Genomic DNA, 25,736 nt, shown 5'->3' with positions numbered 1-25,736 from the left:
GTAAAACCGGGTTTCGACAGCCGCTAGGGCTGTCGGAACATGGCTCATGTTCTAAGGTGTGGGCGTATCGCTACGCGAAGAGATCGTCCGTCAGCCAGTCCATGGCCGGGGCAGTTGGCGACGATGCCGGCGTGGCTTCCGTTTCCGTCTTAGAGACGGGCAGCACCGGAAGCGCACCAACGTCGTCCTCCAACTCCATGCCAACCAACGCAGCCAGGACCGGTGGCAGCAAAGGCTCGGGTGGGGCAGCATCGGATGCCGGCGGCACTGGATCTTCTGCAAGACATGCCAGCACGCGATCGGCTATCGACTGCGCATCGAGCGTTTCCAGCATCGAGAGGCTGTCCATGAGCGGATTGACCTCAACCCCCGTCAACTCACACCAGCGTCCCAGCTTCTCGGGCAATGTTGCGGCCCGGCTGATGCCTTCAGCACGGCTACGGACGGCAGGCAGCACCCGGGCTTCGAGCTTCACCTCGGCGCTCGCACCAAAAAGAGCCGTGATGGCCTCCCGGTCCACAAGCTGACGGTGCTCCTCGTTGACGGTCCAACGGATGCGCACGAACTTGTCGGCAGCGTCGGTGGCCATCTCGGTCAGCTGCGCCATATCCGGCGGGCCGTCGAAGTCGATGCAGACGGTCTGGCGCGCCGGTGTCGCCACCAGCGAAGCCTCGGCTCGACCGGGAGCAATTTGCCACCGAAGGTAGCCCTTTTCTCCGATCTCACCATAATGGAAGCGCCCGATGGAGCCCGGATAGGCCACCACCCTCCCCTCCTGTGCCCATTGCTGGGCGCGGTGAATGTGCCCAAGCATGAAGGCATCACAGTCGGAATCGAACAGCGCACCAATGGTGAATTCGTGGTCGAATCCGGCCATCGGCACCCCGTTCTCGGTCTGGCAACCGTTGACGGTCCCGTGGGAAACGCCAATCGTGCGCGCGCCCCGAGATCGCCATTGGCGATTGACGGTGCCCGCCGCCTTCAGATAGTCGGCCAGGTGATCGCCAACTGCCGTGGCAGCACTCGCCACGCCAGCCGCAGCCGCCAGCACGGCCTTGTTGACCGTCGGCACACAGGTGAACACCACCTCTGGTATGCCATGCTGTGCTACCAGGACGTCGATCTCGGCCGTGTCAAAGACCGGCCCCGCCGACGGCACGAACCGTCCGGCGCATAGCGCAACCTGATGGATGCGATCCGCGACATAGACCGGGTACTGTGCGCCGATGAGGCGAAACAGGTCCAGCGTGCCCGGGGGCTCGTGGCTATACGTTCCTTGCAGCATCAAGACGGGCATGCGCGCCGTCAGCTGGTGAACGCGGCGTGCCAGCGTAGAGAGCGCCGGCGTGTGCGCATCCAGGCGGTGGTCGGTGGAATCCCCCGACACCACGCCAATTTGGCATCCGCCGGTAATTGCATCATCGACCGCGAAGCCGAAACAGCGATCGGCTTCCGCCAGGTGGCCGGGGGAATAGTGCAGATCCGAGAAATGCGCGACAAGCAGGCTATCGCCTTCATTGTGCATGGTATGACCTCCAAGGGAATGTGCCGGCGTTCGGCAGAAAAGGGAAAGGGAAGCCATACGGCTTCCCCTAGACATGCCGGCACGAGGCTGGCGTTACGGTGCGACTTCGGCAGCGATCGCGGCGACCTGCTCGCGGAACGCGAGCGGATTGGTCAGCGCTGTGCGCATTTCGCCAAGCAGCTGGCGAACGTCCTGGTTACGCTTAGTCCAGCCGCGCCCGAATGTGGCAGACGCGTAGATGCGGAACTGCGCGCGGCCCTCCTGATTGGCCAGGCCCAGGCGTGCCATCAGATCCTCGAACTGGCTCTCCAGGTCATCGCCGTCGACGGGCAGTGCATGTGCCGCTGGAGCATCAACAGCCTGCGACTGCTGCGGCGGTTCATTGCCCGGCAGCGGCGTTTGCTCCGCTGGATGCAACTCGTCTTCCAGCGCAGCGACCGCCTGTGTCGCCATCTCGAGTGCCGGGGCACGACGGTCCGACCCGTCCAGCAGGGCAGCAATATCGATCTCCGCGTCCAGCGTGATGAGCCACTGCATCTGGCGCACGGCCCTTCCGCTGTCATCGATACGGCTGATCTCCACCTCCTGCTTCGCCATCCAGAACTTGACGCCTACCAGCCTGCCGCGCGCCAACGCAACGGTCTGCATGGCGGCGTGAGCCTTCTGCAGAACGTAAATTGAGGTTGTCGGCATTTCGATGAGGCCCAGCCCAGAAATGCTCGGCAGCGCGAAATAGAAACTGGCCGACAGGTTGCAATTCCCCTCCTGGTACTGCGGGCACATATGCGGATCGCAGATGCCGTCAGGGATATCGTCGTCCTGTCGCAGGATGATGGTGCGGCCGCCCCAGGTTCGCTTCGCGCGATTGGCGCGAGCGTCGCGCACGGGGGGCGCGTACATCTTGCAGTAGCGCCTGCCGTCCGGCCCGTACTCCGAAAAGAACTGGCGACCGCTCTGTGTCCATGCCACGAGCTGATTAGGCATATTGCTCAACCAGTCGTCGAACGCAAAGATGACCGGGAAGCGCCAAAGGCGGAAGCCGTTGCCGTCGCCACGATCCTCGCCGTAGCGCTGCACGATGTCTTCAGCCACTGCCGGGTTGGCGAAGTCCGAGCCGCGGCAAGTGAACCACGGCACGTTCTTCGGTACAAGGGGCGTTTTGATGCCGGTGGCCCGGGAGATCTCCAATCCCATGCGCTCGAAGCTCTGCCCTTGGGCCAGCATCCGGTCATGGATCTTGACGGCTTCAGGCTTTTCGCGTGCGGCCTTGGTCAACACCTTGATGCCGGGCCGAATCTTGCCAATGATCGGTGGCCGCGTGGGCCGCTCCTCGAGGAGGCTGCGGCGTCCGCCAGGTTCGCTGTAGGTGATGGGTGCATGCATGGTAGTCCTTTCTCCTGTCAGGAAAGAGAACGACGTCGGCCCGGATGGACGCAGCATGCTCCCGAAGGCGCTGGGCTGTGTCGGCCCCGCGCTGGGTCGTTGCGGCAATGAAGAAACCTGACGCGCAGGCTTCCGAGAGACTGGCGCCGTGAGTGGCGCACCAGAAACGAAAAAAGCCCGCTCCGGATTGCGCCGGCAGCGAGCTTTGGTATCAGAGCCTGCAATGCCACGCCCCTTCTGGGGGCGTGGCACTGAGGGAGCGGCGCGCTAATGCGCGCTGCTCGATGCTGAGGACGTAAAGTCGTCCTCGTGCAGCATGGTCACGCTGCACAGCAACCCATTTCGCGAACCCACAGGTTCGGCCGCAGGTTCACGGATCGGCTCGACGGCTGCCGTTCTGCCCGGGAGGGGCCTTTGAGAGAGAGCTCCACATGATCCCGGGCTCGAACGGTGTCGATCGCGTGCACTCACGAGGAGGCACAGCGAAGACGCGTATTACGAGCTGATGAGGGAAGTGTTCGGCGAAAACACTTAGCACAAGGAATATCCACACTGGTAGCCAACCAGTCGGCGCGTGCGCAAATGCACGACTTGAAGCAGAAGATGGACTCGCCAGGAGTCAGGGTCGATGCGTCAGTGACGCGAGGTGTGAAAGCATTGTGGCACAGAAAATTCCTGCAAGGAATGCGAATGCTCGTCAATTTGCCATAGCTTTCAAAGTCATCGGGTGGCCGGTTGTGTCAGACAATTTCACTCTGAGAGAGCATCCGATAAACATGAAAAATGGCCGAACAAGATCCACCCAGGAAATCAGCCAGTGGGCTCAAGCCCATTGAGCGACATAACAGCGAAGAGCGTCTAAGCCGACTCACGCCGACGACAGCCTCAGCCACCCTCCACGCCTACTGCTCAAAGTTCGCGCGCGACTTCCTGGATGCGCACTTCTACTATTGCTCGTCCAAGTTTGTCGTGGCGCGTGGCGGCAAGGTCAAGGCGCTGGACGAAGCGTTTCGCGACGCGGAGGATTGGTACGGCGGCGCGCTGGCCTGGCTTTCAAAGACAGACCAGGTCGAGATTCCCCTCTTCTACGAGGAAAAGGAGGTCAAGGTCTCCCATTCCTTCGCCGGCCGGTTGCTCAGATTGCTGATGCAATTCGACCGGATCTTCGTGGAAACTCTCTACAGTCAGGAATGCGGGTCCATCTCCGCGGACCAGCGTACCACGACCATTCAGATCGCCTCAAAGCGCATCGCCACTATCCACCAACTCTGCATCCCGGACACTGACAAGTTCGAGGCCGACGGCACACTGATTTCCTCTCACCGGAGCTCACCCGATGGACATGCGTGACATCGAGCAGCTGCATGCTCAATACGCCCAACCACCCCTCACGATCGACATCTCCGCGGGAGTTACAGCGACGGCCCCGTATCTTGGCTATGGCGGCACTTCCTCTGCACCAGCAAAGGCGTCCACCTCCCCGTTCCCGTTCGCGTTGCGCGGTAATCCCCGATTGATGTGGGGGCTTGGCTTCGTTGCCGCCGCCGCGCTCATGTTCGCCATTGGCACGTCGATTGGGAAGCGGGAATCGCGTGCCAGCACCGAGTCCGTGCAAGCACTTCAGTCCGCTTCGGATGCTTCCGCTCGCGCTGCGGCGGGCGACGGCCATGAATGGCCACGCAAGAGCGACAGCGCCTCGGCATCGGAAGCAGGTCAAAGCACCGCACTGCCGGCATCTGCGGAGGCCGTAGTGTCGCTGGCCCAGGCAGCATCCGGAGCATCCGCTGTCACGGTACCTGTGGAGCAAACGCGGGAGCGATCAACGGCGGAGCCGAAAGCGGAGGCGGTGAAGCGTTCCGCTACGGCACCGGCACCGGCGAGGGCCGCGACCGTACCGGCTCCGGCCAAGACAGCACCGCAGTTGCCGACTAGCGCCGCGCCGACGCGAAGCACTGCGGCGCAGCAAGCCAACTCCCCCACCGACATCAAGATGCTTTGAGCGCCATGGAAAATCCTCCCATCTTCAGCGTGCTGCGTGCCGGCATGAGCGTCCACGGCGACATTGTGTCGGACCATGGCTTTACCTGCCTGGCGCTGGTCACCGGCAACGTTGGCGCTTCCCGAGGCCTACTGCATATCGCGGCAGGCGGCGTAGTGCACGGCAACGTCGATGGCGAGCACGTCATTGTGGACGGCGTGATCCAAGGCGATGTCGTCGGTCGCGCCTCGTTGCTGATCAACGGAAGAGTAAAGGGCCGAATCATCTACGCGGGCACTATCCGTCTTGGCCCGAATGCCGCCCTGGACGGCACTATCACGCGCATTCAGTCGGTCGGCTATGCACCATCCCCCCCAAAGGAGGGAGTGGCCATACCTGACCCTACTGCTGAAGCCTTGGAGCCAGCGAGCAGTTGAGGAACATGTTCCTTCCAGGAAATCGAAAAGCGCGGTTCCACACCTCTCTTTCAAAAGCAAAAAGCCCGGCAGTTCTTTGCCGGGCTTTTTTCTAGTACATGCGTCGCAGCGTCATCAACTCCGCCTGCGTGAAAACGTCAGGTGACCCGACCCACGGATAGTCAACGCCGCTGGCGGGATCTCGAAACGACACATACGGAAAGTCATTGGCCAACTGAATTCTGAAGATGCGCCCGCTTCCGTCCTTGCCGCGCACTTCGTACACGGCCCCATGTACCAGATCGAATACAACCCTTCCCCGTTTTAGCGTCACTGAGGATGCGGGTCCTTGCACATATCGCAGGTCCATCCAAGCATCGTACTCCACTTGGACTGCCTGCTGCCTAACCAGGCTCTGCCACTCATCAAAGAGTTCATGAAAGCGCTCCTTGGGGAAATGCGCCACATCGATTGGCTGCCGTTGCATTAGTCGCTCCGCGACTCGTTGGCCCTCACTCCCGATCGTGTTACGACAGGCATTGCGGCCAGGAAACGCAGGTCGCTTCGCGTCAGTGGTCCGGAACAGCCATCGAGGGTATCGCGAATAGAAATCAATCAGCATCATGGCAACGAGCGAAAAAAACCCCGGACAGTGAGCCGGGGCTTTGGAGACCTAAAACGACTACTTCCATGCCAAACATCGGCATGGAGTGTCCTTCGCTTTAGGGCTGGAGAATTACGAAGTCGTCATGCAATGAGTTCGACCGCAGCGTCCCAAGCCCGCTGTTTGAGTGCCGCGCCAGCACCGAACCACGCCGAATCCAGCCGATTGCCCGCATTGCGCGCTCGCTGCTTGTGATCGACATACTCGGTGACGCTGTTCACCAGCCCCCAGGCAGTCCCGGCCGCCGATTCCAGCGTGGCGCCACGACCGTTGCCCTCAAAGAGATTGAGCACAGCTTTCAGGCCGCGCTCGTTCACCTTGTCGGGACCGTTCGAATCTGGCTTCGCCCACGGGTACGTGAACAGGCGCTGGAAGAAGCGCTCCGATTCGACCTGACTCACCTTGCGGTCAGCCAGTTCATGCATGCGCACCAAAAAGCCATCCCACGACGAGATGGCGATACCCAGCTCTTCCTTGACGGCGCGCGGGTCGAACTGACTGCGGTGCGGCACCTTGACGGCACCGCGGTTGCGGCCAAGTGCAATTTGCAGCGTGTTGTTGCAAACCACGCGCACGGACGTGAACTGGGCCGTGGTGGCCAAGGTGCCATCGCAAGCCGTGGCCAGCAGCAGGTAGCCGCGGACCTCGTCGACCCCAGCGATCTTGGTCGATTGCCCCGTGCGCGCGAGCGCCCAGAGCTTGCGGCCTTCCTTGAGCACACCTGCCGTTTCGAGCTGGTAGCCACCGACTTCTGTCAGGTCACGGTAGAAGTCCAGGATCTCCGAGGGCTGGACGACCTGGTACCGCTTCGACACCGTTGCCAGTGGCTTCTTGGTATCCGAGCGGAACAGCACCTTCTGTTGAGGGAAGGAATGAAGCGGATCGAGATCGTGGGCGCCGGTGCGATACATCACGTCGGTTTCCTCGATTCGCCAGTTCATGCCAGCAGCGTCCGCCCACACTTCGAGCGGCTGGTTGCTTTCGAGCTGGTTGCCCAGGCCGTGCCAGGGGGTAGCGCCGACGTAAGCCATGGTTTGAACGAGATGAGACATGGGATTGCTCCTGAAAATGGGATAGCGCGAGCACAGCCGCAAAGCCGGTCGCGAGAAAGAAGTGGGAATGGTCAGAATACGCAGCGAGCGGGATTGCGCGCGTGCGGGGCAAGTCATGGCGCTTCCCTGTGGCCGCGCGTGGCGGGTACAGGGCGACGCGCCATCACAGGGACAGCAAAGATTGGAGGTGCATGTGGGCAAGGAGTGAAGCCCACAAGAGACGTCCCCACTGGGATCGTCCCTGTGGGAAGTTGCAAAGCATGGCCGGCAAGCCGGCGTGGTCGATGCGTCGCAGACGCAGGTAAAACTCGGTTGGGACTGAACGTGCTTCAGTGCGAACAGAGCTTTGTGTGTAGTGCAAAGGCTAACGCAAGCGTCGCGCTCGCATGCACTCGAATGCTCAGGATATCCACGCGTGATTTGAAGAAGACGCCCCCAGCCAGTGGCCGGGGGATAAAACGATCATGCGGCGAGCGCCACGGGCTCGGCGACCTGCGCCAGGCGGGCCCGCGCATAGTCGAGCGTGCCGTCCTTGGCACGTAGCGGCCGGGAAGCCCGCTTCACCGGATCATGGATCAGGTAGCGTCGGGCGCTACCGCGCGGCTCGTCGATGAGCTGGGAGAAGCCTGCGTCAATGCAGAAGTCGACATACTCGCGACCACTCAATATCTGGCCCGTTTCGAGACGGTACTTGACTGCCTCGGCCTGACGCATTGCATCCGCCAATTCACGCTCGGCGCGCTTCTGCGCTTTCTCGATGACCTCGTGGGCCTCCCATTCGGCCTGCTCGGCTTCCGAGAATCCACACAGTTCAAACAGCCGGCGGCGGCGAGTCATCGCAGTGCATTGAAGAACGTCGACACCGATCTCGTCGCGCAGCGCGCGCTTCGAATCCGTGTTCCAGTCCTTCGGCCCGTCGAAGATCTGCAGGACTGCCGCGACATTGCGCTGCATGACAGCCAGCGCAACGCGGTTCGGCCACTCGTAGCCATAGGCTGCGCGGTAAGCTGCAGACGCACAGGCCTGGCGATCGAACTCGCGCTGGCTGATCCTCATTGCTTCTCGCTCGGCCCTGGCCTTGTCCATGCTCTCCTGGAACTGCCGTTGGCTGATCAGCGCGTGAATCCGCGCTGCCAGGTTCGTCACTGGCTGCGCGTTCTCCTGCGTCGGCGGCTTCGGCGTCGGCACCGTCCGCGGTTGCAGGATGCCAGCCACGAACAGGGCGTCGTCGACCTCGACGTCACAGGCGTCGCGCGGCACATGCCGGAGGGCGGCGAGCAGCTTGCCGACATTGTGGGGCGTGATCGCAAGCTTCTCGGCACGCATGGTCCGGCAAAGCGCTTGCAACACGCTTGCCGACAATGCACCCCGTAGCGCGGGTACAGCGATCAGGGGTTGCATCCAGAGGTCATGGCGGCCGTGGTGCGGGTTGTCGCGGTAGGTATTGACGATGCAGTTTCGAACCTTCTCGCCACGCATCAGCGCGTACGCAACGTGAACCTCATGACGCGAATTGGGGCTCGCATCCGGGGCATACAACGGCCCATTGATGCCGTAGCCGAATCGGCGCACGAACTCGCCACAAACAAACTCGGCGATGTCGAACGCTCCCTGCTCTTCGAAAAGGTCTGCCGTCTGGAAGAGCGGTCCCGCATCGGCTTGGGACATGTCGATGGCTTCGGCGGGGAAGTACGCCAACCGGCCAGCGGCCACCACAGCACCCCAGGAAGCGCGGCTCATCTCGTGCGGGCGCAGGATTCTTCCACCCACGCGCACCATGAAACGATCCACCTCGTCGAGAATCATCGTGAGGATTGCGCGCCGGGTGCCCGTCGGGCGGACCGCAAAGTTGCCGGACGCAAGGCGCACGACCGGGATTGGCCCGCGCTCGATGTGACGTACGGAAATGTCTTCGACACGCGGCAGCGCGCGGCCATCGCGACCATCGTTGAGAAGCTGCAGCACGCCGGCGAGCGACGTGCGATTCTCGGCCTGTTGGCCGATATGGGCAACATACATAGTGGCTCCTATGGCGGAGCACGCCCCTTCGGGGACATGCCCCGAAAGGGTTGAAAGTGAATCAAGGATCAGGCGAGCGCTGCAGCGCGGCGCACCGGCTTGGTACGGCGGGCGATCACTCGTGCCGCGGCGATCTGCGACAGCAGATCAGGATCCGCAATGCGCCAGATTTCGCCCCGGCCGAGGCCGACCTGGTTCGACCGGCCGGTCTGAACGAACTTGCCGGTGCCCAGCAAGGCGGCCTTGAGCTCGGCCGGCAGGTTCCAGTCCGCCGAGGCGAGAATCTCGTCCTCGGCAAGATCGGCGTCCGGCACGTTCACCGACAGCGCCCCGTAGGGCATACCGTCGTCAGCGCAGACGAGTGAGAACGCCGCGCGTAGGTTGGTGGAATAGACACTGGGGTGCAGCAGCACGCCGGCGGGGTAGCTGGCTAAGCCAGCGCCGAAGATGGCTTCGTTCATGGGGCAACTCCTGCTTCGTGGGAGTCGCCCAACGGGACGACGCCCGTTTGGGTGTGGAAAATAAAAAACGCACCACAGGGGTGCGTTTAAACGGTGAGCCGACGAATCGGCTCCTGAAATTGGGTGGGCCCGGCTGGCGGCGACGGCGGTCAGCCGTTGCGATCCAGTTCCCTGAGCCTGCGCGCGCGGTCTGCGTTGCGAAGAACCCAAAGGAAAAAGCCAGCAATGCCCAATCCGACCACCAGTACGAATGGACCAAACATCACTTTTCTCCTTTCAAAAAAGCAGCGCCGACGGCCAATAGTACCCCAGCGGCCACGGCGAGGCATAGACAGTTGAGGATCTCCGTCCCGGACCAGACCGACCGGCCCGCCGCGTAACCGACGAAGCCCACCAGTGCGGCGGCGGACAACGTGTGACAGTATCGGCCATAGGCCTGCAACTGATCCTTTGTTGGATCGCGAAATGCTTCCGCAATACGCTTGGACCACGGCTCGCTGATGGCGTGCTGCATGTCCAATCGGTAGCTCGCATCGGCGACGTGGAGCATAGGAACTGCTTCGCCCTTGTACTTCGCGACGATGGCATACCCCTCGCCGGCGTCCACAGCAGCCGAGACGCGCAATGCCATACGCTTGGGCAATTCAACGATCTCGTCCTTGTGCAGGGTCGCAAAGCCCGTGGTTTCCTCTCCCGAAGTCGAGGTGAAGGTGACCTTAATCAGCCGACTCATGCCTTGCTCCCCTCAACCACGCCGCCTGGCCACCACGCGGAGCGTGGAGACCAATTCGGCATAGCCTTGGTCGCTGGCCAGCGATTCAACGCTGACGACATTGTCACGGCCGCCGGTCAGGTCGTTGCGGCCGCGGCATGTCCGGTAGGACATGAGCACGCCACCTTCGGCGCCTGCCGGGTGCTGGATTTCCACCAGCAGTGAATCGGTATGCAAAGCGAACACGTCAACGTCACGGCGACGCTGGCGGTGCTCCCGGATCGTGAAGTCACGCGGGCTCAACGCCATGTCACCTGCGAAACGGCGCAAGATTCGGCAAGCATCCCGGCGGATTGCCTGGCACGCTGCCGGATTGGTCGGTTGAGGCCAACGGGTAAAGGATTTGGGAAGTTTCATGGAGGTCCTTGGATCAAGACGGGACATCCCTTCCCTGTGGGACGAGTGTCCCAGCTGGGTTGGTGATCCGGCCTATGCCGGACATGGGTCGATGCGTCGATGACGCGGGGGAAAGCGGCTTGCCGAAGCCTCAAGGTTTCGGTAAGCCCTCTCGGGCTTGTCAATTGAGATCAGGCCACGTCGAGCATCCTTGTGATGGCGAGGACGAGTTGCCAGCCATGACGTTGCGAAAGCGTCTTAGCAGTGATCAGCTTCTGCACCGTAGCTACCATGCGAGGCGCCTCGCCGGCACAGCCAATACGGTCAACGCATACAATCCAGCCCTCCGACTGGCCGCGATGCATGGACACGGCGAACCGCTCGCGAGCGCCCACTACCGGCCATAGCCGACTCGTCTTGGGCCCAAACATGGCTTCGTTGTCATCGTTGGGGAAGTTGGCGGCATTCAGCCACTCGGGCTCCAACTCGGTACCACGAAGTCCGTCTTCGAGTTGTCGCACCACTTCGGCAACGGTCTTGCCCTCCGTGAGAACGAGCGCGAATTTCAATGGTACGTCTGCTAATGCGGGCATGGAATGCTCCGATGGACGCGGGGAGCCCCGCACGGGGACGCCGCGCGGGGAAGTTGAATAAAATGGGCCTTCGAACCGGAGACCGTTAGCGAGTGAGGCGGTAGCCGCCGGCACCCGAGACGAGATACAGTCGCTCGCCAGAGACGAACTGCTGATCCGCATCCTGGGTAACGACGACTTGGTGGCCACCGTCCGTGCGGACAATGACTTCCACGCCATCGCGGCGGCTCAACTGGTTCGCCGCCGTCTGTGCGATGACCGCCGAGACGGTGCCCGACAGGGCTCCGGCCAGGTAACGGCCATTGCCATCGCCGATGATGCGTGCGCCAAGCACTGCGCCAACGACGGCCCCGAGAACACCGGGTACGCCAGTGTGGGCCGACATAATGCCGTCCCTGTCGACAATCGCGACAGGACGAACCCTGACGACGGTGACAGCTTCAGCGCTACTCGTGCGCAGCGCTTCCGTCGCCCGATAGGTATTGGGCGAAGTCGGCTGAGCAGCGCAGCCAGTGAAAACGGCGCAGCAAAGGAAAAGCAGGAAGAAACGCTTGAACATGATGGCCTCAATGAAAATGGGGCCAACATGCCCACGGGCAGGAAGGCCCGTAGGGGAAGAAAAGAGATGTCCGGCTATACAACCGGAAGTGTCGATGCGTCTGAGACGCGGAAGGTGCAGGAATGTTAGCAGCGGTGGCGGCAATCAGCAACCGTTGATGCGGACGATGGCCTGCGCGTCCGCCAGCGAGATACCGTACTCGGCGGCGGGGTCGACATGGGCCCATGGCGATGACCCGCAGAGCGGGTTAAAGATTTCTTCACCATCCCAAACGAACACCAGTCGCGGCACTGTCTCCCCGCTTCCGTCGTCAAGCATGCTGATGAATAGCCCGAGCCGCGGGTAAAGTGAATGATATCGCTCCAAGTCCGCAACGGTTGCACCGCGCGCAGTTCCATTGATTGCGCCAATTCGGAATCCGGGGACGCAGACTTCTCGCCCGAGCTCACGGGTCAGTGCAAATGCGCGCTTGCCGGCCATGATGGCCAGGTACAGCGCCACACCAAAAGCATCGAAGACAAACTGGTTGGCTAGCTTGCCCGTGGCGGGGCCGATGGCCTCATGCGGCGCGAATTCCCAATAGGCCGCGTAGGCCAGGTACCCAGCAGTTTGCGCAAACATCCAGCCCACAGCCGCATAGTCGTCAACGAGCTGCAGCTTTCGTGACGCGACCGCGTCTATCCGCGTGCGTCCGAACCCCCAGCACAGCCAGCTGAAAGCGACTAACAAAGCTGGGAAGCCAACGCCGGCGAGGAAATGCTCACTGCAGACCATCAGGTCACGGGGAATCGAAAGCCAATCTGCCGCGTAGTAGCCCTTGTACTCGAAGTAGCGGAAGGCGCGCGATGCCAAGGCGACGGCGGAGAATGCGACCCCTAGGTAGAGATTGCTCAGGAAGAACTTCGTTGCGTTCATGATTTGGAAGGGAAAAGGCGCGAGCTTGCCCCGCCATACCATGTACGGATGGCGTGCAGGCTCGCATTACGGGTTAAGCCAGGGTGTCCAGGCGGATGGAGCTTGAGTTCACCGTGATGCGAACCTTTTTGCTCGAAGGGTTGGCTAATGCGCTGCGCAAATGTGTCAACGGAAGATGCTCGCCGAAATCGTCGCCACCGAAGGCGTGGCGAGCGTTCTCGTAGAACTGCGCATCCTTAGCCGGATCGCAGCCCTTAAAGTAGAAGAGACACTGTTTATCTGGCGTGGCCCCGGTACTGAAGCCGACGTATGCGCCGTGGTCCTTGGCAATGAAGAAACTTTCGGACTTGGCTGCGTCGCAGAAGGCAACGAGCGATTGAACTTGTTCGCGTGACAATGTGATTTGCGGCATGGAAATGCTCCTCTAAGGATTGGGAGCACGGCCGCACCTTGCGGGGACGTGCCCCGGGTGGGAAAGGTGAATCGCCTGTAAGGCGAGAGACTAAGACGCCAACAACAGGAAGCCGCCCCGTACGCGGGCGGCAGGAGTAGGCGTGGGGATCTCTATCGCGCTCCGAAAGAAAGATGGAGCACGGCCGCCGGAGCGATGTGCGCCAACGGGTTGCGGAGAAGATGTGTGGCGCGTGGCCACGGTGTCGATGCGCCTACGGCGCGAGGTGTGCCGGCATCTTAACAGCCAGGCATACCGCGCCGCAACGGCACAAAGCCAAAAGAAAAAAGCCACTCCCGACGAATCGGGAATGGCTGGTTAAACAGTCTGGCGCGGTGCGCGCTTGGCACGTGGCCTGGGCGCATTCGGCTTGTAGCCAAAGCGCTCCCATGCTGCCGGGTCCACGGGCAGCGGGTTCGTGCGCCCCGCTGCCAGGTTCACGAACGCACCGCAGTACTTCAGCGTGCCTGTGCGAAACAGCGTCCAGAGCAGGTTGTAGGCTTGCACCGCGATCGCCTGGTTGATGACCAGCGACTGCTTTTGCAGCGCCTCGGCCATCGAGCAGGATGGCGCTGTGTCGGCCTTGTCCCCTTTCGGGTTCAGCAGCTCGGGGAACAGATCACCCACATGGGGCAATCGCTGCGCCGCCTTGCCGCGCACCTGGCCGAGAATCACCTGCCCACTGTCCGACTCGTTGCCGCAATCGAGATAGTAGCCACCTGCGCCACGCTTCATCGCTCCAAGGATCGCCTTGCGGGCGGCCCGCGTGTCAACGCAGCCAATCACCATGTCGCAGACGAAGCGATCGCCGCAGCCAATCCGACGAGTCCGCGCTTCCCAGCGCGTCCCCATCAGGTTGTTCAGCCGGTTCACCATCAGCGTTGCCTTGTGCTGGCCCACATCAACGGGATAAAAGCCCTGACGACCGATATTGGTCTCGCTTACGGTATCGTCATCGTAGACCGTGCATTCGATGCCGCCCGGGTGGCCCAGCTCCAGCATGGCGTGATGGAGCCGCGCCAGATTGGGTAGCAAGGCGCTGCCGGTGCCGCCGGCACCGACCACTGCCACTTTCCATGCGCGCGTCGTCATGCTCGCGGGAATGCGATGCTCGAAGGTCATGCCAGCACCTCCTCGCGCGCCGCGGCGTACCAGTCGGCTGGGACCTTCTCCGCCTGCTCGAAAATGCCTTTCGCACAAAGCCGCAGTGCCATCGAAGGCGTTGGCGCATCGCAGTTTCCCATCACGAATGCAAACTTCACGTCGTGGCGGTCGTCTTCATTGTCCGTCGGCGAGAATTTCGCGGTATGCCGACCGTGCGAATGACAGTCGACTACCAGCACCTCGTCATTCCCGAGCGCGGGGCGGTCGTACTTCAGATGACCACCGCTATGCTCCAGGATCCGCACGGGGACCAGACGAAACGCCGCGGTTGCAGCATTCCAAACCACCCACCCGCCCGTTTCCTTGGGGTGTGCGGCGCGCGCCATCATGGCGAACTCACCGATCAGGCTCGCCGGAATGCGGCCGCAGCGCAGCTCGGTGGCTTCCGCCGCCTCGCCGTATGGAATGGCCGTGCGATGCTGGAAAGCGCCGAGATGGCGGACGACGCGCAGCCAGGGCCGGACGATCTCAAGGAACACACCGTTGGCGGCAATGAGCAGGCGCTCACCGGGCCGTTCCATGGGTGCGAGCGCACCGAAGCGCGGCACCATCACAGAAGGAAACGATTGCTGCAGGGCAGCGTCAGCAGGATTCATAATGCTTTGTCCAGTTTGCCGGCGATCAGGTCCGCCAGCTTGAGTTTCATGGGAACGAGGACCTGCTTCGGGTAGTCGGGAAACTTCCCGTCAAGCATGTCCTTCCAGAAGGCATAGGCGCCGCGCTCGTATGTCACGCGCTTGCCGCCATGGTTGGGATGGGTGAAGGCCGAGTTGAAAAACCCGGCTTCCCAGCCTGCGATAGATGCCACGTCGATCTGCTTGGGCACATGGGCTGAGCCGATGCAGATCTTCCCGTGGTCCCAGGTATTGAAGTAAGGCGGCTCGCAAAGGTCGCTGCCCGGTACCGGACGCTCCTCGCCTTTCAGGGCGAAGACCCGGAATCCGGACTGCGATGCCTGGAACACAAGCGCGGGGTGTGGCACGACCGCACTGCGCTTGCCGAACTCCTTGCAGTCGAAGAAGACGCGCCGCTGCGCCGCCGGACACCACCAGGTCACCGCGCTGGGGCTGATCGATAGGACGTTCGGAGTGAGGAACTCGCCCTTGGGGAGCGAGGCCTCTGCCACCTCACGGACTGCGTGGATCAACGCCATACGGTTCAACGGCGTGCCGGCGCCAATGACGGGGCGACTCGAACCATCCGGCTCGATGCGATGGGCCGTAGCGTAGGAGAACTGCCCTGGCCCCTGCCCATAAGGCAAAATTGCCCCTTGCAGGGCCACATCGTGCGACCGCGTAGCGGTCAGGATTTCGGCCATGTGGCCCTCCTAGTCAGAAATGAGTGTGAGAACGCGATCGAGCGCCGAGATGGTCTTCAGCATGCCGTCCAAGTCCCTGAACTGCTGTCGGATCGCCACAGGCTCGCTCGCAATGGGGATGAAGCACTGGAACATGGTCGCGTCGCCGCTGCTATTGAGCCCGTCATAGAGGTCGTCGAGGACCTGTGTGACGTAGTCGGACTGCATATAGGCAAGCGTGGCCGCGGAATATGCCGGCTCCGCCCACTGGGATCCTGCAACGGCTGATCTGTCGCCTTGCCGCTTCAGGGTCAGGTTCAGGTCAGCCAGTGCGATGCACAGATCCTTGATCCAACCACTGTGGCTGCGAGACAGTTCATAGAGCAAGCTGCTACCGAATGCTCGCAGCTTGCTCGACGCCGGATAGCCGTGGCAGGCAGGCGGTAGCACGTCATCCGGTGCGAGTTCTGGCCTAACGGCAGACGGCAGGTATCGCCCGATGTCGCCTTCATCCATGCCACAACTCTCGGCAAGGAACTCCCTGGCGTTCTTGTCGTCGGCCAGGGTGCTGTCGTACTCCCAGTGCCACCGCGCGAACAAGTCGAGCAGGGCTTCAGGGGTGCGCAGGAAGAGCGACTTTGCGCTTGCAGTGTTGATCAGCGACATCGCGGTGTAGAGCAGGTGCGGGTGCGCTGCTCTCAGCGCGCTCGCGCGCGCTTCACCGATGAAGTAGACGTCGTCGCCGGGCATGTCGATGGCGAGATAGAGCGGCGCCTCGATCTCGTCTTCCCAGCCGAATTGCATCAACTGATCCTTGGCAGCGCCAATGTCGATCAGCGAGAAGCCGAAGCTCAGTCGCTTGCACTCCGGGGTGCGGGCGCGCAGCCACGCAAACATGGCTTGGGCGAACGCATCGCCTGCGCCCGTTGGGTTCGATACATCGCTCGCACGCAGTACGCCGGTGGCGAACTGTGCACGGACAAGGTCCATCACATCGACCTCATCCCCGAAGGTGAGCAGAGCGCTATTCGGAACCCCGGCAGGGATGGCCGGCAGCGTCAGAAAATCATGGGCAGGTCGACGTCGGGCAATGGGATGCTGTCTCGCAGGCGTCCATGCGGGTTGTCCTGCATCGAGCTCTGGAACAAACGACCGAGGATCGAACAGCATTGTTGATTCTCCTCAGAATGTAAAAAAACCGCCCTTTCGGGCGGCTCCGTAGTGGTAGCGAACTGGCCGGTGGCCAGTGCTTTCATCAGGTCAGATTTGCGCATGCGCGCCCTTGGCGCCGGCGGCGCGGACGAAGGTGAAGCTCGCGACGTCGCCCTTGACCTCCGGACCATCCACCGAAGCGGTGGTCAGTTCGGGATACTGGGCCGAATAGATGTCGCGCACCTGCTCTGGCGTGAACGCCGGACCAGGGTCCACAAGGGCCATGCCGTTGTAGGAAAACTGACGAAGCAACTTCTTGATCTCGAGTGCCATGTCAAATCTCCTTACAACAGGGATGCCAGATCCGTACCGGCCGAAGCCGGCGCACTCACCTTCGCGTCCGCCTCGGTCTGCGCGGCATCACCGGCTTCGGCATCGCCTGCTTCGTTATCATCGTCCGACGCAGTTGACGTCTCCGACGCCGATGGCGATGCGGCCTTCGCCAGCGCCTTCGTCGCCCTGGACGATTGCGTGGACTTGGCGGCATCGAGAATCGACTTCGTTGCCTCGGCCTGCTCTGCCAGCGAGCGATGCGATTCGCTCACACTTGTGACGGCAGCCGCAAACTCTGCGTCCAGTTCCGCGGGCGTAGCCGACAGCACCAGAGGCGACGTCAGCGCGGCATCCGAGGCATTCTTGATGACTGGCAGCACAACAACGGACATGACATCGCCCTGCATTGACAGCGTAACAACGACCTTGTCGCTCGCGCGGACGAGCGGAACCAATTCAGTAAACATGGTGAATCCTTTTGGGGAAATGGGATGACGCAGGGCGCCGGATGGCGCCCTGCGTTAAGGCAGAGTGAAAGGGATCAGCAGCCCAGGACCTTGGGCACCTTGCCGGTGTAGTCAAAGCCATCGACAGCCAACAGGCCGGCAATGACTTCGGGTTTCGACTTGTTGAACAACTTGGCAAAGCTGTCGCCCAGCGCCTTGCGAATGCCCAGTTCGTCCGCGAGAACCTTCATCTCCGACTTGGTGAGCATCTCCAGGAAGTCCTGCGACTTCTGCAGGTTCCAGTGCGCGCGCAGATCGAGCTTGTGGTACCGACACAGTTCCTTGAGGTTCGTCACCTCCATGCCGTCGACTGCCGCGACCGTCAACGCAATAGTCAGCTGCTGGCGCTTGCCAGCGTCCAGGGCATGCACCGCCGTCAGACAACCTTGCAGCGTCGAAGACGCCTTTTGCTCCGTCAGCTTCTCGAAGAACTTGCCCATCTTGTCCCCGCCGATGTTGCGCGCGAGGCCGTTGAGGGCGATCGAGATCAGGTAAGCATTGGCCTGGTCGGCGTTTTGCGCGACTTCCTTGCGCAGCGCCTTGCGCCAGAGATCGGTCCGGTAGTTCTTGACCTTCTCCGACTCGCTGATCGACGTGACAGGCTTCTCGGCTGGCGCCGAAGACTTGTCCCCGCCCTTCGCAGTCGCGGGCTTGCCGGAACCGGCTGGGGCCCCTGCTGGCTTTTGCGCCGCCGCTTTCGCGTCGCGCTCAGCCTTCAGGCGCTCCGCCACCTTCCGCTGGTTGCAGACCGTGTCGAAGCACTGGCCACTGTAGACCTTGCCCAGCGAATCGGGCAGGCCGCTGACGGCGGCACCGAAGTTCTCGCAGGCGTGGCAGGCCTTGGCCTGCTCCTCCCCCACCCCAGTCTGGCCATCGACCTGAAGCTGGATGCGGGTGTGGTTGTCGCCGGGGCGTACGATGCGAATGACCTGGTACTCGTCCTTGAGCCCGTAGCTGATGCTTTCGAGCTTGCGGTCAATCTTCTCGGTATAGCAGGCGCGGTTGGTGCAGTTGCCGGTAGCAATTGCCTCGCTGAACATCTCCGTCTGCAACGAGGAGTTGTGCTGGCAGGTTGTGCACTGGGTCTTGTCGAAGATGGCCTTCTCCAGGCTGCACGCGGCGGCCTCGATGGTCTTCTTTAGCTCGGACACGGACTTCTTCTCGCTCACGATGACCGGCAGGAGCTTGTCCTGCGTGGCCTTGGCGAGCGTCGCCAGCAACTCGGCGTGACCGAGCTGGATGACACGCGTGTTGAGCGCATTCAGGACCGGTTCGCTGCAGTTCATCAGCGCCAGGCGCTTGTCGAGCGTCGAGCGCGACCAGCCAAGGAGGCGGGCCGCTTCATCGCGGTCGCCCTTTAGCTGGCCCACGATCTGCGATGCTGCCACGGCCTCCTCGGAAGGCGCCATGTCGGCACGCTGCACGTTCTCGATCAACGCCATCCGGTCAGCCTCGGCGTCCGTCAGCACCTTGAGCGTGACGGGGATATTGTATCCATCACCATGCGCGGCCAGTGCGGCGCGGTAGCGGCGTTCACCGGCGACCACTTCATACTCATGTCCATTCTCATCGTCCTCAACGGGACGGATCAGAATCGGCTGAAGCAGACCCTCCACGCGAATGGATTCGGTCAGTTCGGCCATTTGGGCAGGATCGAAGTACTTGCGCGGGTTACGGCCAGGACGTATCTTGCCAATGACAACGGTGGGGTTTTGCATTTTTGGGTTCTCCGAGACGGAATGGGAACCCGTTGCCGCACCGGGAACGTGGTTCCCGATGGGGTGGAAGGATGGACTGCCAGGCTAAGCCGGCGGCCACCATACTGCAGAAGCTGGCACCAAAAGGTGCGGGGTCGATGCGTCTGGGACGCGGAATGTGGTGTGAGGATACTCGAATTCTGTGCCGGCGAGCAAGATGCTATGGTCTTTTCCTGCCCGCCTAGGGCTGGCTGAGATCGGCCATTTTGCGACATTCGGCGTGCGCCAACGGATGTCCGTCCTCCTACCGCGAACGGTCTTTCGTCATCGGCTTGCGACGGCCCGTGATGCGGCTCGACACTACTTACGAGTGCGGGCCTATCCTTGATGTGCTCGTCGAGATCACCTGAAATCACGCCTCGACAGTCAGTAGGGAGAGGCCCAGGCCACCACGGCGCCACAGCCACGGGCTCGGGCGGTAGCGCATGTCGCCTGTCAGCGCTTCCATGTTGCGCAGCGTCTCCAGCACCAGTTGCGGACCGACCGCGTCGCCCAGGGCCAGCGGGCCCTTCGGGTAGCCGAGGCCGAGGTTCACGGCCAGGTCGATGTCCGCCGGCGTGGCGATGCGCTGCTGCGCGATATCGCTGGCGATATTGATGATGCAGCACAGCACGCGCTGGGCGACAAAGCCCGCCGAGTCGCGGATCAGCGTGACCGGCACGCTGTCGCTGGCAAACAAGCCGTGCGCGGCATCGCGCGCGGCGGCGCTGGTGGCCGGGGTGGTCATCAGCGTGCGGCGCTTGGTGGCCTCGAACGGCAGCAGCGTGTCGATGGCGACGGTTCGCGACGGGTCCAGGCCCTGCTGCAACGCGCTGGTGGTGGCGTCCAGGCCCAGCGGCGTGACAATGATCAGCGCATCGGCCGACGGCTTGTTTCCGCCTTCCGGGGTCACGTCCAGCGCGCCGAGCAGCCTGGTCACCATGGCGTGGCCGCGCTCGCTGGCGTGGCTGACCCACACGCTCGTCGGGCGTGCGCCCGGCACTGCGGCGGCGGCCGGCACCTGCTTCTGGCCATCGGCGTAGCGGTAGAAGCCGGCGCCGGCCTTGCGGCCGATCAGCCCGCCGACCGCGCGGATCGCGGTGATCGGCGACGGACGGTAGCGCGGCTCCTGGTAGAACTGGTTGTAGATCGATTCCATCACGGGGTGCGACACATCCAGCCCGGTTAGGTCCATCAGCTCGAACGGGCCCATGCGGAAGCCCGCCTGCTCGCGCATGATGTTGTCGATGTCGGCAAACTCCGCCACGCTTTCCTGCGCGACCTTCAGGCCTTCGATATTCATGCCGCGGCCGGCATGGTTGACGATGAAGCCGGGCATGTCCTTGCAGCGCACCGGCGTATGGCCCATGCGGCGCGACAGCGCCATCAGCGCGTCGCCGACGGCCGGGTTGCCGGACAGGCCATCGATGACCTCGACCACCTTCATCAGCGGCACTGGGTTGAAGAAGTGGTAGCCGGCGATGCGGCCCGGCTCTTTCGCGCCGACGGCGATCGCGGTGATCGACAGGGAGGATGTGTTCGAGGCGATGATGGCATCTTCACGCAGCACGGCCTCAAGCTTTGCGATCAGATCGCGCTTGACCTCCAGCTTCTCGACGATGGCTTCCAGCACCATGTCGCAGCCGGCCAGGTCTTCCAGCGCGCCGCAAGGCTTCACGCGAGCAAGCGTAGCCTCGGCATCGGCGGCGCGGATCTTGCCCTTATCGGCGAGCTTGGCCAGCGTGTCCTGAAGGTACTGGCGCGCGGCGGCCACAGCTTGCGGGTTGGCGTCGTACAGGTTGACGGTCAGGCCAGCCTGGGCGGCGATCTGCGCGATGCCGCGGCCCATGCCGCCGGTGCCGACGATGCCAAGGGTGTTGATGTCAGAAGAGTTCATAGGGACGCTCTGTTTGAGTCGGAGAGTGGCCGATGGCCGCACTAGAAGGGCAACCCAGGGCTGCAGTCTCGCATGAAGGCGGAGAGTAACTCTCATGGAGCCGCCGCGCACCCGCTCAATTCCATCCATTGAAATTGGATCTGTACCAACTGGCTGGGTAGCTGTGCTACTGCTTGGAGCAAAAGCGCCTCGTCCCGAGCCACGTCAGGCCGGTGTGGTGACACTCACGGACGGGAAGCCCTTAAATTCTGCAAGATATCGAAACCGATTCGATGCGTTACCCTCTGCAACGCCAATCTCGTCGGGCAGCGTGAACGGCCCACTGCAATGGCGGTCTGACCCCATCCTTACCTTTAAAATTTGCTATAGGTATTAGCGAATGTGGCCATAAGGCGATACCGCATCGACGCCTTACTCTCCCCGAAGCATCCGCGCTTGTATCGCCGCCGCAAGTTCCATCAGTGGCTTGGCCAGCGCCGCCTCGATAGCGCCGGCATCCTGTTGCGTGGATACACTGACGTTTAATACATGGGCCGTATATTCATCAAAGCGCATTGGTGTTGCCATGGCCACGACCTGAGGCTGCCATGACGCAACGCAGTAGCCCTTCTCATGCACGGAGCACACCGCAGCATCGATTTCCCGTCGCAGTGCGCCCCAGCCGCGGCCGCGGTACTTGTCGGCCATGACCCTCATCATCGCACTGAAAGCCTCCGGTGACAGCGTTGCGAGGTGCGCGCGGCCGAGAGAGGTCAGCGCCATCGGGATGCGCTGTCCGCTCACCACCGTACGCAGTGACTGGCGCCGGTTGTAGCGGAACGACTCCAGGTAAATCATCTCGTCGCCCTCCGCCACCGCCAGTCCGACATTGATCTTCTGACGCATGGCAACCTCGGCCATCATCGGCGCCGCGACCCTGAGAACCTGCGAGCCGTCGCGCATGGCATGCGCCATACTGAGGACCGGCACACCCAGCCGGTAGGCCCGGAACTGCGGGACATACTCGAGCATGCCGGTCTCTATCAGCGACTGCGTCAGGCGGCTGACTGTGGAGCGGGACAAGCCAGTGCGCTCGGCAATTTCGCTGTTGCCGAGCATGGACGAGCCGGCGCGAAAGGCGCGTAGTACGGCAATGCCACGCTCTAGCGAGCGGTTGGGCGTCGCCTTGCCTTGGCCTGGTTTGATCCGTTCGATGTTGACGATGCTGCTCGGCATAGCAGGGAGTCACTGCGGGCCAGTGACCGTTCTGGAAGTCGGCGCCCGGCGCCTGCGCATGTTGGGTTGCGGGCAATGCTACTCGATGCGGATCTCCTTGTCCTTCACCACTTGCAGCCAACGGCTGACCTCCTGCTCGGCAGTGGCGCGAAGATCCTGTGGCGAACCAATGCCGCCCACCACCCCTTCGCGCGCCAGCCTGTCGCGGAACGCGCCACCGGCAGATGCCTGGGCGATGGCTCGATGCAGCGCGGCGATCACCGTCGCCGGCGTTCCCTTCGGTACGAAGACGCCGTACCAGACCTCGGCGCTGTAACCTTTGACGCCAGCCTCCGCGACGGCAGGCACCTCCGGGAAAGCCGGGGACCGCGCGGGCGAGGTCACGGCCAGCGCCCGCACGCGCCCGTCGCGGATCAGCGTTGCGGCGCTGGCCATCGTCGCGAACGCGACATCGATATGGCCGGCCAGCAGGTCTGCAAACTGGGGCGCCGAGCCGCGGTAAGGCACGTGCACGAGCCGGACACCCGCCAGGGACTGGAAATACTCGGCTGCGAGATGTACCGACGTACCGTTACCTGCCGAGCCATAAGTCAGCTTGCCGGGATTCGCTTTGGCTTCGCGCAGCAGATCCGCGGCCGAGCGGATTCGGCTATCGTCGCGAACCAGCACCACATTTGGTGCCCGGCCGAGCAGCGCTACCGGCTCGAAGGCCTGGATGCCGCCGTACGGTAACTTGATACCAATGCTGGCGACGATTGAAAAGGCACTGGTTGTAAGCAGCAGCGAATAGCCGTCCGCCGAACTCTTGGCGACCAGGTCATTGCCCATGACCGAACCGGCGCCGGGTTTGTTCTCAACGATGAAGGGCTTACCCATGCCGCGCGACAATTCGTCTCCCAGCGAGCGGGCGATCACGTCAGTGCCCCCACCGGCTGGAAATGGCACGATGATGCGCACCGGCCGCGACGGGTACGGCTGCGCGTGTGCGGCCAGGGGAACGATGGGCAACGCGGTCATCAGCATGACGAACAGCAGTCGACTTGTGGCAAAGACGCTAAACATGAACATGATCTCCTCGGCGCCGGGGCGCCGTTACTCAGCCAAACAGGCTGGCCACCTGCTCCGTCTCGACGTGCCAGATCTTCTGCGCCAGCCGGCGCGCGCCATCGGCGCCTAGCACCGGCGATGCCAGTTCGAGCAGCTTGCCGTCGAGGTCGGCGTCGGACAGCGGGTCCTCCGGATCCCCCTTGCGATTCGGTTGCAGGTAGTTTGCCGTGGCCCCGTCCAGGGTTTCGATCTCAACCCTTGCCGCGCGCTTGCCAGGAAACCAGCCGTCGATTTCGGGGTCGATCTCCACAGTCATGCAGGCCATTAGCCGGCGCGTCTCACTGTCCCACAGCCGTTCCGGCGTGTAGGCCGACAAGCGTACGCTGCCATGCACCAGGGCTGCGGCGACGATGAACTTGAGGCTGAACTTGGCTTCGTTCTCGCTCCTGGGATCGAGATAGCAGGCGATATCCAGCGCCGGACGATAAGTGGCGACGCGAATGCGACGAATTTGGATGGTTTCAATGCCTAGCTTAGCTTTCAACGCCAGCGCCCCGTCGATTGTCGCAAAGGTATGGCCGCAGCCTATATGGTTCTTGAAGGTCAGCCGGCAAATATGGAAGTCTTTCCCCAGCGTCGACGCCAGCCCGCTCCAGTCAGGGCCGTCCGACATCGCGCAGCCCATGCCGGTCTCGCCGTCGAGCACATCGAGCGATCCGGTGATACCGACGATTGCGGCGCGGGCGGCGAGCAATCCACCCTCCGCAGCGCGGCCCGCGTGCAGCGGCTTGGACATCGAGTCCATGCGGAACGCCTGCTGCAGTCCGGCGGCGAAAGTCGCGGCGGTTGCCAGCGCGTGGGCAAGCTGCTCCTCGTTCGCGCCATAGATGAACGCCGCGGCGGCCGCCGCGCCAAACGTGCCGACGGTCGCGGTGCTGTGCCAGAAGCGATAGTGCGCCCGGCCCAGCACGACGCCGATGCGCGTTGAAACCTCATAGCCGACGACGATGCCCTTGAGCAGCGTCTCGCCGCTGGCGCCTATGTCCTGTGCAGCAGCAATAGCGGCGGCGATGGTGGCGGCACCGGGGTGGTACATCGCATCACGGAAGCTGTCGTCGATCTCGGCAGCGTGCGCGGCAGCGCCATTGAGCAGCGCCGCGGCGCGCGCCGTGGCACGCTGCCCCATTGGCAGCGTGGCGTTGCCGCGGCCAAGCTCTTCTTCCAGCACGCCCTGCAGGCGTCGGACCGCGTCGGTGCCGATGCCCGGAAACAGCGCCGCATGCCAGTCGACCAGCGCGCGCTTCGCATGATGCAGCACCTCGGTGGGCAGCGGCCCTGCCTTGACTGTGCTGAAGAACGGCCCGAAGGCTTCGATTGCTCTCAAAGTAGGTCTCCTTGGCCGGCCTGCGCCGGCGTGTCGGGAGCCTGCTGCAGCCAATCCTGCAGCAGGTCGTTGACTTGTTGGTGGGCCTCGTACTGGACCCAATGCCCGCCGCCCGGTACCACGCTGACACGGACTTCCGGCGCACCGGCAGATGCGTCCCGCGACTCGCGGGCGATTCCGGCAATCGATTCGGGCGACATGGACACATCGGCTTCGCCCCAGATCATCAATACCGGGCCGGGAAAGTGCGCGAGCGCCTGTTGCAATCCGCCCGCACGCGAAATCGACTTGCTATGGAAGCGGGTCGCGCGGCAGGCACGCGTGTGGATGGCCACGGCTTCACAGTCGATGGCAACCGGATCGGCAATCATGAATGCCGCCAGGTTGTGGCGCATTGCCGCCGTGAGCGCTTGCGGATCATGGCAGCGGCGCCAGTCGACCAGCGCCTGCGTCATACGGCGCGGACCGCCATGGCCGGCCGGCCCAAGCAGGGCCAGTCGACCGACTTCAATATCACCGAGGCCAGCGTGGGTCGCAAGGTGCGCCGCCACCAGCGCACCAAAGGAAAAACCCACCAAGTCGATACGGTCCAGCGGCTGGTCCACCGATAAGCGGGCAAGCGAGCGAGCCAGGACATCGACGAGGGCCGGCAAGTCGGCGCGAGGCGCTGCACCGGAATCGCCAAAGCCCGGCAGGTCGGGCACCAGTAACCGGCGGTGCCGGGACAACGGCCCGATATTGCGCACCCAGTGCTGCCAGTTGCCATGGCCGCCATGCAGCAGCACGGTCGTCGGGCCGTCGCCAACGCTTCGCCAGATGACCTTGCAGCCATCGACCGAAGTCACCAACGTACCGTCGCGTTCGCTGCACATGCCAGGGCC

General features: G+C 62.8%; 27 protein-coding genes. 3 read left to right on the top strand and 24 right to left on the bottom strand.

Going from position 1 to position 25,736, the window contains the following annotated elements; all coding sequences use genetic code 11:
- Nucleotides 1–70 precede the first annotated feature (70 nt).
- Together E1J61_RS27000 and E1J61_RS26995 are read right to left on the bottom strand one after the other, a co-directional pair.
- Nucleotides 71–1,525: a metallophosphatase family protein gene (locus tag E1J61_RS27000; protein WP_133097003.1), complete on the bottom strand. Its 1,455-nt coding sequence runs from the start codon at nt 1,523–1,525 to the stop codon at nt 71–73.
- 93 nt (nt 1,526–1,618) lie between these two features.
- Nucleotides 1,619–2,908, bottom strand: a complete 1,290-nt coding sequence (locus E1J61_RS26995; RefSeq protein WP_133097002.1) for a hypothetical protein — start codon at nt 2,906–2,908, stop codon at nt 1,619–1,621.
- Nucleotides 2,909–3,691: 783 nt separating this feature from the next.
- On the opposite strand from E1J61_RS26995, the gene E1J61_RS26990 reads away from it, so the two are divergent.
- From E1J61_RS26990 to E1J61_RS26980, 3 genes are read left to right on the top strand one after another with little or no spacing between them, the layout of a single operon-like run.
- Nucleotides 3,692–4,258 carry a hypothetical protein gene (locus E1J61_RS26990; protein WP_133097001.1) on the top strand — a complete coding sequence of 189 codons (567 nt, stop codon included), beginning with the start codon at nt 3,692–3,694 and terminating at the stop codon, nt 4,256–4,258.
- Entirely contained in the window at nt 4,245–4,907 is a 663-nt protein-coding gene (locus E1J61_RS26985) for a hypothetical protein (protein WP_133097000.1), read from the top strand. Before E1J61_RS26990 ends, E1J61_RS26985 begins: the two co-directional genes overlap by 14 nt.
- Before the next feature lie 5 nt (nt 4,908–4,912).
- Nucleotides 4,913–5,323, top strand: a complete 411-nt coding sequence (locus tag E1J61_RS26980; RefSeq protein WP_133096999.1) for a polymer-forming cytoskeletal protein — start codon at nt 4,913–4,915, stop codon at nt 5,321–5,323.
- A gap of 91 nt (nt 5,324–5,414) precedes the next feature.
- Here E1J61_RS26980 and E1J61_RS26975 read toward each other — a convergent pair whose 3' ends face one another.
- The 22 genes from E1J61_RS26975 to E1J61_RS26870 all read right to left on the bottom strand — a co-directional run bounded on the left by E1J61_RS26975 (nt 5,415) and on the right by E1J61_RS26870 (nt 25,727).
- Nucleotides 5,415–5,789 carry a hypothetical protein gene (locus E1J61_RS26975; RefSeq protein WP_243736992.1) on the bottom strand — a complete coding sequence of 125 codons (375 nt, stop codon included), beginning with the start codon at nt 5,787–5,789 and terminating at the stop codon, nt 5,415–5,417.
- Nucleotides 5,790–6,049: 260 nt separating this feature from the next.
- Nucleotides 6,050–7,018: a DUF932 domain-containing protein gene (locus tag E1J61_RS26970; protein ID WP_133096997.1), complete on the bottom strand. Its 969-nt coding sequence runs from the start codon at nt 7,016–7,018 to the stop codon at nt 6,050–6,052.
- A gap of 462 nt (nt 7,019–7,480) precedes the next feature.
- Nucleotides 7,481–9,037 (bottom strand): hypothetical protein, encoded by a 1,557-nt coding sequence (locus E1J61_RS26965; protein ID WP_133096996.1) that lies wholly within the window; start codon nt 9,035–9,037, stop codon nt 7,481–7,483.
- Between the two features lie 68 nt (nt 9,038–9,105).
- Nucleotides 9,106–9,498: a hypothetical protein gene (locus E1J61_RS26960; protein ID WP_133096995.1), complete on the bottom strand. Its 393-nt coding sequence runs from the start codon at nt 9,496–9,498 to the stop codon at nt 9,106–9,108.
- Between the two features lie 262 nt (nt 9,499–9,760).
- Nucleotides 9,761–10,231, bottom strand: coding sequence for a hypothetical protein (locus E1J61_RS26955; RefSeq protein WP_133096994.1), 471 nt, complete (start codon nt 10,229–10,231; stop codon nt 9,761–9,763).
- 12 nt (nt 10,232–10,243) lie between these two features.
- Nucleotides 10,244–10,627: a hypothetical protein gene (locus E1J61_RS26950; RefSeq protein WP_133096993.1), complete on the bottom strand. Its 384-nt coding sequence runs from the start codon at nt 10,625–10,627 to the stop codon at nt 10,244–10,246.
- Between the two features lie 170 nt (nt 10,628–10,797).
- Complete coding sequence (locus tag E1J61_RS26945; RefSeq protein ID WP_243736991.1) at nt 10,798–11,175, bottom strand: hypothetical protein; 378 nt, start codon at nt 11,173–11,175, stop codon at nt 10,798–10,800.
- Nucleotides 11,176–11,284: 109 nt separating this feature from the next.
- Nucleotides 11,285–11,758, bottom strand: coding sequence for a glycine zipper 2TM domain-containing protein (locus E1J61_RS26940; RefSeq protein WP_133096991.1), 474 nt, complete (start codon nt 11,756–11,758; stop codon nt 11,285–11,287).
- Nucleotides 11,759–11,902: 144 nt separating this feature from the next.
- Nucleotides 11,903–12,673 (bottom strand): hypothetical protein, encoded by a 771-nt coding sequence (locus tag E1J61_RS26935; protein ID WP_133096990.1) that lies wholly within the window; start codon nt 12,671–12,673, stop codon nt 11,903–11,905.
- 73 nt (nt 12,674–12,746) lie between these two features.
- Nucleotides 12,747–13,085: a DUF3085 domain-containing protein gene (locus E1J61_RS26930; protein ID WP_133096989.1), complete on the bottom strand. Its 339-nt coding sequence runs from the start codon at nt 13,083–13,085 to the stop codon at nt 12,747–12,749.
- 357 nt (nt 13,086–13,442) lie between these two features.
- Nucleotides 13,443–14,246 (bottom strand): PRTRC system ThiF family protein, encoded by an 804-nt coding sequence (locus tag E1J61_RS26925; protein WP_133096988.1) that lies wholly within the window; start codon nt 14,244–14,246, stop codon nt 13,443–13,445.
- Nucleotides 14,243–14,884: a PRTRC system protein A gene (locus E1J61_RS26920; RefSeq protein ID WP_133096987.1), complete on the bottom strand. Its 642-nt coding sequence runs from the start codon at nt 14,882–14,884 to the stop codon at nt 14,243–14,245. The genes E1J61_RS26925 and E1J61_RS26920 overlap by 4 nt, the downstream gene beginning before the upstream one ends.
- A complete protein-coding gene (locus E1J61_RS26915; RefSeq protein ID WP_133096986.1) occupies nt 14,881–15,606 on the bottom strand; it encodes a PRTRC system protein B in 726 nt (241 codons plus the stop codon). The genes E1J61_RS26920 and E1J61_RS26915 overlap by 4 nt, the downstream gene beginning before the upstream one ends.
- Nucleotides 15,607–15,615: 9 nt before the next feature.
- Complete coding sequence (locus tag E1J61_RS26910) at nt 15,616–16,755, bottom strand: PRTRC system protein F (RefSeq protein ID WP_133096985.1); 1,140 nt, start codon at nt 16,753–16,755, stop codon at nt 15,616–15,618.
- Between the two features lie 90 nt (nt 16,756–16,845).
- Nucleotides 16,846–17,070, bottom strand: a complete 225-nt coding sequence (locus E1J61_RS26905) for a PRTRC system protein C (protein ID WP_133096984.1) — start codon at nt 17,068–17,070, stop codon at nt 16,846–16,848.
- Nucleotides 17,071–17,081: 11 nt separating this feature from the next.
- Nucleotides 17,082–17,537 (bottom strand): PRTRC system protein E, encoded by a 456-nt coding sequence (locus E1J61_RS26900; protein WP_133096983.1) that lies wholly within the window; start codon nt 17,535–17,537, stop codon nt 17,082–17,084.
- A 74-nt stretch (nt 17,538–17,611) separates the two neighbouring features.
- A complete protein-coding gene (locus E1J61_RS26895; protein ID WP_133096982.1) occupies nt 17,612–19,294 on the bottom strand; it encodes a PRTRC system ParB family protein in 1,683 nt (560 codons plus the stop codon).
- 391 nt (nt 19,295–19,685) lie between these two features.
- Nucleotides 19,686–21,209, bottom strand: coding sequence for a 3-hydroxyacyl-CoA dehydrogenase (locus E1J61_RS26890; RefSeq protein ID WP_133096981.1), 1,524 nt, complete (start codon nt 21,207–21,209; stop codon nt 19,686–19,688).
- Nucleotides 21,210–21,620: 411 nt separating this feature from the next.
- Nucleotides 21,621–22,424: an IclR family transcriptional regulator gene (locus tag E1J61_RS26885; protein ID WP_133096980.1), complete on the bottom strand. Its 804-nt coding sequence runs from the start codon at nt 22,422–22,424 to the stop codon at nt 21,621–21,623.
- A 78-nt stretch (nt 22,425–22,502) separates the two neighbouring features.
- Nucleotides 22,503–23,492 (bottom strand): tripartite tricarboxylate transporter substrate binding protein, encoded by a 990-nt coding sequence (locus E1J61_RS26880; protein WP_133096979.1) that lies wholly within the window; start codon nt 23,490–23,492, stop codon nt 22,503–22,505.
- 28 nt (nt 23,493–23,520) lie between these two features.
- The gene (locus E1J61_RS26875; protein ID WP_133096978.1) at nt 23,521–24,855 is read right to left on the bottom strand and encodes an MmgE/PrpD family protein; all 1,335 of its coding nucleotides are present in this window, start codon (nt 24,853–24,855) and stop codon (nt 23,521–23,523) included.
- The gene (locus tag E1J61_RS26870) at nt 24,852–25,727 is read right to left on the bottom strand and encodes an alpha/beta fold hydrolase (protein ID WP_133096977.1); all 876 of its coding nucleotides are present in this window, start codon (nt 25,725–25,727) and stop codon (nt 24,852–24,854) included. The genes E1J61_RS26875 and E1J61_RS26870 overlap by 4 nt, the downstream gene beginning before the upstream one ends.
- Nucleotides 25,728–25,736: the final 9 nt, after the last annotated feature.

This window comes from Cupriavidus sp. L7L (assembly GCF_004353535.1).
Taxonomy (GTDB): Bacteria; Pseudomonadota; Gammaproteobacteria; order Burkholderiales; family Burkholderiaceae; genus Cupriavidus; species Cupriavidus oxalaticus_A.
The sequence above is the reverse complement of the archived record's forward strand: the minus strand, read 5'-3'. Positions and strand labels throughout refer to the sequence as shown.

Excerpts from the sequence above, each read along its gene's own strand:
- E1J61_RS26970 (WP_133096997.1), bottom strand. The coding sequence starts at position 7,018 with ATGTCTCATCTCGTTCAAACCATGGCTTACGTCGGCGCTACCCCCTGG.
- E1J61_RS26935 (WP_133096990.1), bottom strand. The coding sequence starts at position 12,673 with ATGAACGCAACGAAGTTCTTCCTGAGCAATCTCTACCTAGGGGTCGCA.
- E1J61_RS26965 (WP_133096996.1), bottom strand. The coding sequence starts at position 9,037 with ATGTATGTTGCCCATATCGGCCAACAGGCCGAGAATCGCACGTCGCTC.
- E1J61_RS26920 (WP_133096987.1), bottom strand. The coding sequence starts at position 14,884 with ATGAATCCTGCTGACGCTGCCCTGCAGCAATCGTTTCCTTCTGTGATG.
- E1J61_RS26895 (WP_133096982.1), bottom strand. The coding sequence starts at position 19,294 with ATGCAAAACCCCACCGTTGTCATTGGCAAGATACGTCCTGGCCGTAAC.
- E1J61_RS26880 (WP_133096979.1), bottom strand. The coding sequence starts at position 23,492 with ATGTTCATGTTTAGCGTCTTTGCCACAAGTCGACTGCTGTTCGTCATG.
- E1J61_RS26905 (WP_133096984.1), bottom strand. The coding sequence starts at position 17,070 with ATGGCACTCGAGATCAAGAAGTTGCTTCGTCAGTTTTCCTACAACGGC.
- E1J61_RS26955 (WP_133096994.1), bottom strand. The coding sequence starts at position 10,231 with ATGAGTCGGCTGATTAAGGTCACCTTCACCTCGACTTCGGGAGAGGAA.
- E1J61_RS26890 (WP_133096981.1), bottom strand. The coding sequence starts at position 21,209 with ATGAACTCTTCTGACATCAACACCCTTGGCATCGTCGGCACCGGCGGC.
- E1J61_RS26940 (WP_133096991.1), bottom strand. The coding sequence starts at position 11,758 with ATGTTCAAGCGTTTCTTCCTGCTTTTCCTTTGCTGCGCCGTTTTCACT.
- E1J61_RS26985 (WP_133097000.1), top strand. The coding sequence starts at position 4,245 with ATGGACATGCGTGACATCGAGCAGCTGCATGCTCAATACGCCCAACCA.
- E1J61_RS26925 (WP_133096988.1), bottom strand. The coding sequence starts at position 14,246 with ATGACCTTCGAGCATCGCATTCCCGCGAGCATGACGACGCGCGCATGG.
- E1J61_RS26960 (WP_133096995.1), bottom strand. The coding sequence starts at position 9,498 with ATGAACGAAGCCATCTTCGGCGCTGGCTTAGCCAGCTACCCCGCCGGC.
- E1J61_RS26930 (WP_133096989.1), bottom strand. The coding sequence starts at position 13,085 with ATGCCGCAAATCACATTGTCACGCGAACAAGTTCAATCGCTCGTTGCC.
- E1J61_RS26885 (WP_133096980.1), bottom strand. The coding sequence starts at position 22,424 with ATGCCGAGCAGCATCGTCAACATCGAACGGATCAAACCAGGCCAAGGC.
- E1J61_RS26950 (WP_133096993.1), bottom strand. The coding sequence starts at position 10,627 with ATGAAACTTCCCAAATCCTTTACCCGTTGGCCTCAACCGACCAATCCG.
- E1J61_RS26995 (WP_133097002.1), bottom strand. The coding sequence starts at position 2,908 with ATGCATGCACCCATCACCTACAGCGAACCTGGCGGACGCCGCAGCCTC.
- E1J61_RS26900 (WP_133096983.1), bottom strand. The coding sequence starts at position 17,537 with ATGTTTACTGAATTGGTTCCGCTCGTCCGCGCGAGCGACAAGGTCGTT.
- E1J61_RS26915 (WP_133096986.1), bottom strand. The coding sequence starts at position 15,606 with ATGGCCGAAATCCTGACCGCTACGCGGTCGCACGATGTGGCCCTGCAA.
- E1J61_RS26980 (WP_133096999.1), top strand. The coding sequence starts at position 4,913 with ATGGAAAATCCTCCCATCTTCAGCGTGCTGCGTGCCGGCATGAGCGTC.
- E1J61_RS27000 (WP_133097003.1), bottom strand. The coding sequence starts at position 1,525 with ATGCACAATGAAGGCGATAGCCTGCTTGTCGCGCATTTCTCGGATCTG.
- E1J61_RS26975 (WP_243736992.1), bottom strand. The coding sequence starts at position 5,789 with ATGCAACGGCAGCCAATCGATGTGGCGCATTTCCCCAAGGAGCGCTTT.
- E1J61_RS26990 (WP_133097001.1), top strand. The coding sequence starts at position 3,692 with ATGGCCGAACAAGATCCACCCAGGAAATCAGCCAGTGGGCTCAAGCCC.
- E1J61_RS26870 (WP_133096977.1), bottom strand. The coding sequence starts at position 25,727 with ATGTGCAGCGAACGCGACGGTACGTTGGTGACTTCGGTCGATGGCTGC.
- E1J61_RS26910 (WP_133096985.1), bottom strand. The coding sequence starts at position 16,755 with ATGCTGTTCGATCCTCGGTCGTTTGTTCCAGAGCTCGATGCAGGACAA.